This is a genomic window from Mesorhizobium sp. M0571 (genome assembly GCF_040320985.1).
In the GTDB taxonomy this organism is placed as follows: Bacteria; Pseudomonadota; Alphaproteobacteria; order Rhizobiales; family Rhizobiaceae; genus Mesorhizobium.
This window is the reverse complement of sequence record NZ_JAMYQT010000016.1, coordinates 147,362-156,972: the sequence shown is the minus strand read 5'-3', so window position 1 is coordinate 156,972 and position 9,611 is coordinate 147,362. Positions and strand designations below refer to the sequence as shown.

Genomic DNA, 9,611 nt, shown 5'->3' with positions numbered 1-9,611 from the left:
GGCCGGTTCAGCACCAATTCCGGCGCTGGACGCCATTGCGGCGCTGTTCGGACTGACCGCGGCGGAAAGGCGCGTCGCCGGTCACGTTGCCGCCGGCCTGACGCGAAAGGAAATCGCCGCAGCCGGCGGCGTCTCGGACGGCACCGTCAAGTCGCAGCTGGCGACGATCTTCGACAAGACCGGTACCGGCGATCAGCGCGAGCTCGAACTCTTGATGCGCGAATTGTCGCCGCCGTTGCGCTCCAGTTGATTTGCGCCGGTTTCCCGGACCGGCGGTGGTCCAAGGAGCTCGGCCGGTAAGTTTTCCAAGCCTTTAAGAACATCGTCCGCAAAATCTGCGAAACGAAACCGGCATCGTTGCAATTCGGCCAAAATCATGGTGCGGTCGTTCGCGGTCCAGAAACGCGGCGCTGTGCTCGGCTGGAAAGAAAATGGTTTCTGGCGCGGATCTCAATCTTTGACACCGACATCTACCGAGCGGCTGCTCCCCTACCTCTTCCTGCTTGGGCTGATCGTAATCGCGGTCGCTTTCCGGCCACTGCTGCCCGTCGACGAAACGCGATATCTCAGCGTCACCTGGGAAATATATCTGAGCGGACAGGTCTTCGTCCCGACGATGAACTTCGCGCCCTATCTGCAGAAGCCGCCGCTGCTGTTTTGGCTCATCGACCTTGTCTGGAGCATTTTTGGCGCCAGCCGGCCGGCGGCGATGCTGGTCATCTTCGCCGCCTCCTCGCTCGTCATCTGGCTGACGACGACTTTGGCAAAGACCCTGTTTCCCGGCCGCGACGACATCGCACGGCGCATCCCCTGGCTGGTCGCCGGAAGCAGCGTGTTCGTCATCTATTCGACGCTGATCCTGTTCGACCTGTTGCTGACGGTCTTCGTGCTCGCCGCGCTGTTGTCGTTGATTGCCTTTGCCCGGAGCGGCAACCGCTGGCACGCCATATTGGCCGGGCTGTTCATCGGAATGGGCGTGCTGACGAAAGGCCCGGTGGTGCTCATCCATATCGGCGCACCCATCCTGTTCTATCCGTTCTGGCGCGACCGGCGGGCGGGACTGGCGACGCCGAACTTCCTCGCTGGAGTGGGCCTGGCAGTGCTCGCCGCGTTAATTCCGGTGGCGATCTGGCTGGTGCCGGCGACCATCCTGACGAAAGGCGATTTCGTCTACGATCTCGTCTGGAACCAGTCGGCGGGGCGCGTCACCGGCAATTTGCGCAATTCGCACGGCCGGCCGTTCTATTTCTACCTGCTGCTGCTGCCGGTCATGTTCATACCGTGGATCTTCATACCCGAGGTGTGGCGGTTGAAGCTGCGCACGCGGATACGCAGCCTGATCGACGCGAAGTCGCCGGATCTGCGCGCCTTGCGCCTGCTGTCGTTCTCGTTCGTTGCCGTGTTGCTGGTGTTCAGCGCGATATCCGGCAAGCAGCCCCACTATGTCGTGCCGATGTTGCCGTTCGTGACCATCCTGTTCGGATATTTCATGGCGGAGATCCCGCTCGCCAGGCTGAAAAGCTCGGCCGTCGTCATGCTTGTCATTTTCGGCATCGGCCACGCGGTGGCATCGGCAACTGCGTTCAAACGCTATGACCTGACGCCGCTCGCCAACTTCATCGACGAGCGAAAGGATGCGGACTGGGCCGTGGCTTTCGACTATCAAGGCGAACTCGGCTTTCTGGCCCGGTTGCAAAGGCCATTCGAAAGCACCGACAAACCGGAAGAATGGCTTAGCTCGCATCCCAGCGGCTATGTCATCGACAAGGTTCCCAAGGATCCCGGGACTGCAGGGCAAATCGCGTTCCGGCTTCGCGTCGAACGCGGTTATCTCGTCGTGCTGAAGGGACAGCATTGACGATCGTCCCCGGTATGCGAGTTCGTCCCCCGCGCGGGAGATGAAGGCGTTGCTGCTCCGTGGTTCCATCGCTCGATAGAACCGGGAGGTATTTCATGCGCAAGCTCATCTCGACAATGCTTTTTGTCCTATCGCTCGCCGTGATCGGCCTTGCCGCCGATCCGGCGTGGAGTTTCAAATGTCAGTCCGGAACGATCGGGCAAGGCAGTTGCTCCTGCTCCGGGACCGCCGACTGCACCGACATGCGGCATTCGAAAATGTGCAAGGGCGACCTGAATTGCGGTTCGGGCAAATGCTCCTGCACGGCCGCGTTGATAAGCGATCCCGGCCCGAAAACCCCCAAGCCCAAGGTCGTCGCGCCGAAGGCGACGACCAAGGGCGCCGTGAAGCAGTAGACATCCACTCCGAAGAACCGGCGGCGGCTCGACGTCGCTGGTCCGCCCGGTGTTTCACGGTCCATCCCCCGTGCGGGCGATGAATCGCCATCGAAGAAATGGTGTTGTCCAGCCGGAGGGTGGTTTCCAACCACGGAGCGAGGGTACCATGTTGAAAACCTGCACGATGCTGTTCTTCTGCCTGATGGCGGCCACCGCGGCCGCCCAGCCGCCGCCTTCGGGGCCGCCGGTTCCCAGTGCGACACTTGCCTCATGCAATCCCGCACAATCGAACAAGCCCTGCAAAGCCGATCTCGGCGTGTTCCTGATCACCAACACCGTCCGCAACCTGGCGCAAGCCAAGGTAGACGCCACCAACGCACAGTTAAGCGCCCAGGGACGATCGTCGCGCGCATCGATCGAATCGCTGAAGCAATGGCGGCCGTCGCGCTTTGCGACGCAGATGCTGAACCAGCCGAACAGCTGGTTTGTCAAAGTTCCCTATATCCTGACCATCAAAGTCTCGATCCCGGTGACGTCCGACCGCCACATCGGCATTCCCATAGACGTCAACGTCTTCTGCAGCCGCTGGCAGACCGATTCCAGCCAGGTCATCATCCGCTCGCAACCCGGCCCGGCGAGCTTCGAAGGCGGCAACGTCCTCGAAGACGTTTTCAACGTCGGCAATTACATCGACGCCCAGGTACGCAGCTCGTTTTCGGCACCGCTGCCGGTGACGACGCCGGTTCCGAATTCGAAATGCTCGGCCATAGACGGCTCCGATGCCGGCACGCAAGCCACCGGCGATGATCTCATCTTCTGGACCGTGCCGCGGCGCGGCCTGGTGGTGACGGACGCCATAGCCAAGCCGACGGTTGAAGTGACATTCGACAGCCTCACGCGCCTGGCAGCCCGCGACTTCCACAACAATGTGGTCTATGCGGTATCCGAGGCCATAAACCTCAACGTCTACGCCAATCAGGACGGCCTTCAGAAGGCGCTGACGATGCGCGAAGGCGACGTGGCTGCGCTGAACCTTCCCGCACTCAGGCTCGACGCGCGAAAATACGATTCGCTGGTCGTCATCGGCAATGTCGACCAGCCGCCGAACGATCCCAGAGACAGCGCCTTCGCGGTAGCGGCCAAGACTGCGGGATTCGGTGCCGGTTCCAAGATCATGCAGATCCCGAAGTGGTATTCGAGGCCTCCGGACCAGTTCAATCACAAGCCTACATGGATCAGAGTTCCGGGCTACGAGCTGCACTATACGGTACGCTATCTCAACAGCGGCGGGCTGGCCGTCGACGGTGGAGCCAGTACGGTCCGGCCCCCAAAAGTCGCCGTTCCGATAAAGACGCTCATCAAGCCGAAAACGCCCTGACGCGGCCGCTCGCGGATGACGGCGGCGGTTCAGACTGCTGCCGCCCCCCGCGCGGCAGATGCGGCAGGCCCGGCTTCATGGCCTGATCTTGCGGGAACAAACGCGCCGCTTCGCCAAGAGCGAGTGGCGCCATCGATGGAGACAAACGATGCTGCACCTTCCCCACACCATGCCCGCCGCGCGGATCATTGCGGCAATCTCACTGCTTGCTTTACCGAACTTCTTGCCGCCGGTCACGAGCCCGGCGAACGCTTTGCCGGTCAGCCAATCCTGCCGGATCACCACCTATTACAAGACGGCGGCGAAGGCGACGGAGGTTGGCGTGCGCTCGACGTGCCAGGGCGTTAAAAAATGGGGCGTCACCTCGAAATATTACGAGGTCGAAAAAATCGAAGCCGCTACGCCCCCGCACACGTCGGGCGGCGGCGGCAGCCTGCCGTGCGAGTTTCTCGCTGCCGGTTGCTCCAACCTGCCTGAGAAACGCAACTGAGCGTCAGGCGAACGAGCTATCCGAGTGGCTTCTCCAAAACCAGCGCCGGCAACCCTGAGGCGCCACCGCAATCGGCCGTGTTACCGGCGGGCAAGAACCCCCTCGAGCGGTAGAAGGCGATGGCCGGAGCATTTGCTTCCTCGACCTCGACGCGCAGCGTTCGGGCCTCCGGAAAGCTGGCCTCGATCTCGTCCAGCAGCGCCTGGCCGATGCCTTGCCTCTGCCAGGCAGGATGCACGTAAAGCTGGTTCAGCATGACGATCCTGGCATCCGTGGTGGCGGCGGCGAAAGCCATGCCGCCAATGCTTTTGCCGTCGTCGGCGACCAGGAACTCCGAGTTCGGCCGCGTCAGCCGCGCTTTGAGCGCGGCGATCGAATGCCATTCATCGGTGATTTCGGTAACCCGCGCCGCGCCGTAGATGGCGTCATAGGTGGCATGCCACGTCTCGATCAGCAATGCGCGCACCGCCGCCAGATCGCGCTCGCCGGCGGTGCGGATGAACATCCTACTCGATCCCGAGCTTGGCCTTGACCAGCTCGTTGACCGCTTGCGGATTGGCCTTGCCGCCGGTCGCCTTCATCACCTGGCCAACGAACCAGCCGGCCATGGTCGGCTTGGCGCGCGCCTGCTCGACCTTGTCCGGGTTGGCCGCGATCACCTCGTCGACCGCCTTTTCGATGGCGCCGGTGTCGGTGACCTGCTTCATGCCACGGCTTTCGACCAGCTGACGAGGATCGCCGCCCTCGTTCCAGACGATCTCGAACAGATCCTTGGCGATCTTGCCGGAGATGGTGCCTTCCTTGATCAGGTCGATGACCGTACCAATCTGGTCGGGCGAAACAGGAGCGTTTTCAATATCCTGGCCGGCCTTGTTCAATGCACCCAGCAGATCGTTGATGACCCAATTGGCGGCGAGCTTGCCGTCGCGCCCGGCCGCCACCTTCTCGAAATAATCGGCAATCGCCTTTTCCGACACCAGGATCGAGGCGTCGTAGGTCGACAGGCCGAGCGAAGCGATCAGCCGCGTCTTCTTGGCGTCCGGCAGTTCCGGCAGGTCCTTTGCCAACTCGTCGACATAGGCCTGGTCGAATTCCAGCGGCAGAAGGTCGGGATCCGGGAAATAGCGATAGTCGTGCGCTTCTTCCTTGGAGCGCATCGAGCGCGTCTCACCCTTGTTGGGGTCGAACAGCCGCGTTTCCTGCTCGATCCTGCCGCCGTCCTCGAGGATGGCAATCTGGCGGCGCGCCTCATAGTCGATCGCCTGGCCGATGAAACGGATCGAGTTGACGTTCTTGATCTCGCAGCGCGTGCCGAATTCGCCGCCGGGCCGGCGCACCGAGACGTTGACGTCGGCGCGCAGCGAGCCTTCGTCCATATTGCCGTCGCACGTGCCGAGATAGCGCACGATGGTGCGCAGCTTGGTGACGTAGGCCTTGGCTTCATCGGCGGAGCGCATATCCGGCTTGGAGACGATCTCCATCAGCGCCACGCCGGAGCGGTTGAGATCGACATAGGACATCGTCGCATGCTGGTCGTGCATCGACTTGCCGGCATCCTGCTCCAAATGCAGGCGCTCGATGCCGACCTCGATGTCCTCGAACTCGCCCTGCCGATCCGGGCCGACCGAGACGATCACCTTGCCCTCGCCGACGATCGGCTGCTTGAACTGCGAGATCTGGTAGCCCTGCGGCAGATCGGGATAGAAATAGTTTTTCCTGTCGAAGACGGATTTGTGGTTGATCTCAGCCTTCAGGCCAAGCCCGGTGCGGATCGCCTGCTTGACGCATTCCTCGTTGATGACCGGCAGCATGCCGGGCATCGCCGCATCGACCAGGCTGACATTGGCATTGGGAGCGGCGCCGAAAGTGGTCGAGGCGCCGGAAAACAGCTTTGCCTGCGAGGTCACCTGCGCGTGGACCTCGAGGCCGATGATGATCTCCCAGTCGCCGGTGGCGCCGGGAACCAGGCGCTTGGCGTCGGGCGTGCGGGTATCGATGATGCTCATAGGGGCCTGCATATTGGAATTGCGGATATGCGAGAACGCATATTTGATGTGCAACTTCGCTAGTGCAAACCGCCAAAAGAGACAAGCGCAAAGCCGCAGGCTGGCCTGTTCCGCCGCTTTCGCCGCTCATCCCAATGGAGAGTGGATGTCCACTTACGCTCAGGCTCGGTAAGGCCCTGACCTCCTAGCCGCATCTACGGCGCCGCCCGTCCTTTTGGACGCGCAAAGGACGCCGTGCGCTATGCCGTGGCGATATAGGCCCTGATCTCCTCGGCCTCGCGCTCGACATCCTCGATGCGCCGCTTGACTACGTCGCCGATCGACACGATGCCGTCGAGCAGCCCGTTCTTTTCCACCGGCAGATGGCGGAAGCGGCCCTTGGTCATGATCTCCATGACCTCGTTGACGGTGTGGTTCTCGTTGCAGATCTTCACCTTAGGCGTCATCGCCGAGCGGATGGCAAGGTCGAGCGCCGCCGCCCCTTCCTTGGCGAGCACCCGCACCACATCGCGCTCGGAAAGAATGCCGACGATCTTGTGATCGCCGTTGGTGATGACCAACGCGCCGATCCTGTGTTCGGAGAGCATGCGAATGGCTTCGCTGAGCTTTTCGTTCGGCCCGAGCGTCACCACGTCGTGGCCTTTTGCCTCGAGAATTGCCTTAACAGTCATGGCGTCCTCCTCTGTATTTCCTGCCGGCTCCTGCCCTGGCCGGCTTTCCCTAGTATGAACATGGTGCGCCGCGATCGGTTTCATTTCAAGTGCGGAGGTCTCAGGTGTCCGGCTCGTCCGCCTGTTGGGGCGCCTGCTCTCGCCGGTCAAAAAACCGCAGGCCGAAGAAGCCGGCAAGAAAGCCGCCAATATGGGCTTCCCAGGCGATCTGGCCGTCGATGCCGGGCGCCAAGCCGAAGAGGCCGGTCGCCAGGTTGATCACCATCCACATGGCGAGAAAGGTGACGACGCCGCGCGAGCGCAGCACCGCCTCCATCGGCAAAGGCTGGCCGGCGAAGGCGGCCTTGCCCGACGAGCGGTCGATGCGGAAGCCGTAGCGCGCCGCCGCACCCATCATGCCGGAAATCGCGCCGGAAGCGCCGACCAGCGGCGCCTCGCCAAGCGGATGCATGGCCCAGAACAGTGCCACCGCCGCCAATCCGGTCGCGGCGAAGAACAGGCTGAAGCGCAACGCGCCGAAGCGGTTGGCCAGCGGTGAGCCGAAGGCCGCGAGCCACACCATGTTGACGGCAAGATGGGCAAAGCCGCCATGCAGGAAGGCATAGGTAAAGGGGCTTGAAAACGCGAAGAAATCCAGGTCGAAGCGGCCTGAATAGCGGATCGGCACAAAGGCTGCCCGTATCAGCAGTTCAAAGTCCTGGTCTTCGGTCAGCCAATAGACCCGGATCAGATGGACGGCGACGCAGATGCCGATCACCGCCAGCACAACGGGAGGCAGGTTGAACACCGGTTCGCGGCGCTGCTCCGGTTCGCGGGCGGCAGGCCCGCTCTCGCCCTGCTCGATCTCCGGTGGGCTTTCTGGGTCGCTCATATGGCTTGCACTCAGTCGCTGGATTGGACTTCGCGAGCATGTAGATCACGGCCAACCGAATCACAAACGGCGAATCAGGCAGCCCGAATCAAAAAAGAAGCCGTCCAAGGTTTCCCTTGAACGGCTGGTCGAGCCCCCTTGCTCCCCCTGAACTCTTGACTGAAGTGCTGCCGATCGTCGCAAAACGACCGCTTCTGGAGTGGTTTTGGTGTGCCACAGGCCTGGCCGGCGCGCAACGTAAACCACTTGTTAACCTTAACCGCCCCGACCCGTGAACAAGTATTAACGATGCTGGCACGCATCCTGCTCCGCAACGCATGTAGGTCATCGGAGGGCGCCCTTCTGTTCACCGATGGGACATCAGAAGACAGAATGCGCGGAGCAGCATAGCATGAACCAGAACGGATCGATCACGCTGTTCCATTATTGGAACCGGTTGCGTGACGGACGCCCTGCCCCGAAGCGCTCGGAAGTCGAACCGGCCGATATCAAGTCGCTGCTGGCCGACACGTTCATCCTGGAAAAGGACACGCGCGGCGAAGCGGTGTTCCGGCTCGCGGGCACCAGGCTCTGCGCGGTCTATGGCCGCGAACTCAAGGGGTTTTCGTTCCCGTCACTGTGGCGCGAGAAGGACCAGCGGCTAATCTCACGGCTGACCGATGGCGTCTTCGACCTGAAATCGGTGGTGCTCATCACCTATGAGGGTTTCAGCCGCAACGGCCGTTCCAACAGGTTCGAGCTGCTCGCGCTGCCGCTCGACGGCGGTGTCGAGAGCCCGCGTTGCCTCGGCGTTATAAGTGCCGTCGAAAAGCCCTTCTGGCTGGGTGCCGACCCGGTTCTCGACGCGTTGATCGATTCGATCCGTGTCGTCGATCCCGACAAGGAACCGATGTTCGTGAAGAACCGGCCGGCGATAGAGGTTCCCTCGCTCGCCCCGTCGGAATTCGACCCGCCCGAGACGATTTCGGCGCTCGGCCAGGCCCGCCGCATCCGTCACTTGGTCGTCTTCGACGGCGGACGCGAGGAATGATCCCAAAGCTTAAAGCAACAGTGCCGGGCTTTCCCCTTTGTTAACCTGCTTTGTTGTAGTTTTCCGCTGAAATTCCCCGCATCCAAGCGCGGAATGCCGAACGGGGTATGGCAGTGATGAGGTCAGCGGCGGTCGACCATGCACCGTCCCAAGCTGAAAGGCGTAACTTTCAGCGCGTCCGTGTGAAAATTTACGGACGTTTCATGCTGGAGGACCGCACCGAACATCCGTGCCAGGTCGTCGACATGTCGCCCGGCAACGTCGCGCTTCGCACCGAGCGCGTCGGCCTGCCGGGCGAAAAGGTCATTGCGTATATCGATCACATCGGCCGCATCGAAGGCGTCATCACCCGCACCTCGCAGGATGGCTTTGCAATGACCATCATCGCGTCGGACCGCAAGAGGGACAAGCTCGCCGCGCAACTGACCTGGCTTGCCAACAAGCACGAGCTCGACCTGCCGGAAGACCGCCGCCATGAACGCGTGGCGCCGCGCAACCCGACCAGCGTGCTGCAGCTTGCCGACGGACGGCAGTACCAGTGCCGCATCATCGACCTGTCGCTGTCGGGCGCCGCGATCGAGATCGACGTCAAGCCGGCGATCGGCGTCCAGGTCACGCTGGGCACCATGCGCGGCCAGGTGGTGCGCCATTTCGAAGATGGCGTCGCCATCGAGTTCGCCGTCATCCAGCGGCCGGAAACGCTCGACACCGAATTCAGCTCACCGCGCGGCTGACGTAGAAGCGCCAGCGCCATCCGAGAAGAGAGGCTGGCGATCCTTCGCGCCCCCTTGTGTCCTGCCGGACATCTCCCCCACGAGGGGGGAGATCGGCAGCTTCGGCGCCCCGCTCTCTCCTGCGACGCTGAAGATTGGCGAAAGCCGAGATGAAGGCCAATCTCCCCCCTTGTGGGGGAGATGTCCGGCAGGACAC

At 62.2% G+C, this 9,611-nt stretch carries 11 protein-coding genes; 7 read left to right on the top strand and 4 right to left on the bottom strand.

Features of this window, described 5'->3' with window-relative positions:
- The 5 genes from NKI85_RS20360 to NKI85_RS20340 all read left to right on the top strand — a co-directional run.
- The coding region (locus NKI85_RS20360) for a response regulator transcription factor (RefSeq protein WP_352777638.1) at positions 1–250 on the top strand (250 nt) is incomplete at its 5' end.
- A 207-nt stretch (positions 251–457) separates the two neighbouring features.
- A complete protein-coding gene (locus NKI85_RS20355) occupies positions 458–1,858 on the top strand; it encodes an ArnT family glycosyltransferase (RefSeq protein WP_352777636.1) in 1,401 nt (466 codons plus the stop codon).
- Between the two features lie 95 nt (positions 1,859–1,953).
- Positions 1,954–2,253, top strand: a complete 300-nt coding sequence (locus NKI85_RS20350; protein WP_352777634.1) for a hypothetical protein — start codon at positions 1,954–1,956, stop codon at positions 2,251–2,253.
- Positions 2,254–2,401: 148 nt separating this feature from the next.
- On the top strand, positions 2,402–3,613 hold the full coding sequence (locus tag NKI85_RS20345) for a hypothetical protein (protein ID WP_352777632.1): 1,212 nt from the start codon (positions 2,402–2,404) through the stop codon (positions 3,611–3,613).
- 58 nt (positions 3,614–3,671) lie between these two features.
- Complete coding sequence (locus tag NKI85_RS20340; protein WP_352526508.1) at positions 3,672–4,103, top strand: hypothetical protein; 432 nt, start codon at positions 3,672–3,674, stop codon at positions 4,101–4,103.
- Positions 4,104–4,119: 16 nt separating this feature from the next.
- Here the strand turns inward: NKI85_RS20340 and NKI85_RS20335 are convergent, their stop codons facing one another.
- The 4 genes from NKI85_RS20335 to NKI85_RS20320 all read right to left on the bottom strand — a co-directional run bounded on the left by NKI85_RS20335 (position 4,120) and on the right by NKI85_RS20320 (position 7,651).
- The gene (locus NKI85_RS20335) at positions 4,120–4,608 is read right to left on the bottom strand and encodes a GNAT family N-acetyltransferase (RefSeq protein WP_352526510.1); all 489 of its coding nucleotides are present in this window, start codon (positions 4,606–4,608) and stop codon (positions 4,120–4,122) included.
- Between the two features lies 1 nt (position 4,609).
- Positions 4,610–6,109 (bottom strand): Asp-tRNA(Asn)/Glu-tRNA(Gln) amidotransferase subunit GatB, encoded by a 1,500-nt coding sequence (gene gatB, locus NKI85_RS20330; protein WP_352526512.1) that lies wholly within the window; start codon positions 6,107–6,109, stop codon positions 4,610–4,612.
- 239 nt (positions 6,110–6,348) lie between these two features.
- The gene (locus NKI85_RS20325; RefSeq protein ID WP_023717464.1) at positions 6,349–6,780 is read right to left on the bottom strand and encodes a CBS domain-containing protein; all 432 of its coding nucleotides are present in this window, start codon (positions 6,778–6,780) and stop codon (positions 6,349–6,351) included.
- Between the two features lie 100 nt (positions 6,781–6,880).
- The gene (locus NKI85_RS20320; RefSeq protein ID WP_352777629.1) at positions 6,881–7,651 is read right to left on the bottom strand and encodes a rhomboid family intramembrane serine protease; all 771 of its coding nucleotides are present in this window, start codon (positions 7,649–7,651) and stop codon (positions 6,881–6,883) included.
- 391 nt (positions 7,652–8,042) lie between these two features.
- Between NKI85_RS20320 and NKI85_RS20315 the strand changes: the two genes are divergently transcribed.
- Entirely contained in the window at positions 8,043–8,681 is a 639-nt protein-coding gene (locus NKI85_RS20315) for a PAS domain-containing protein (RefSeq protein WP_352777627.1), read from the top strand.
- Between the two features lie 116 nt (positions 8,682–8,797).
- Complete coding sequence (locus NKI85_RS20310; RefSeq protein WP_352526518.1) at positions 8,798–9,415, top strand: PilZ domain-containing protein; 618 nt, start codon at positions 8,798–8,800, stop codon at positions 9,413–9,415.
- Positions 9,416–9,611 lie beyond the last annotated feature (196 nt).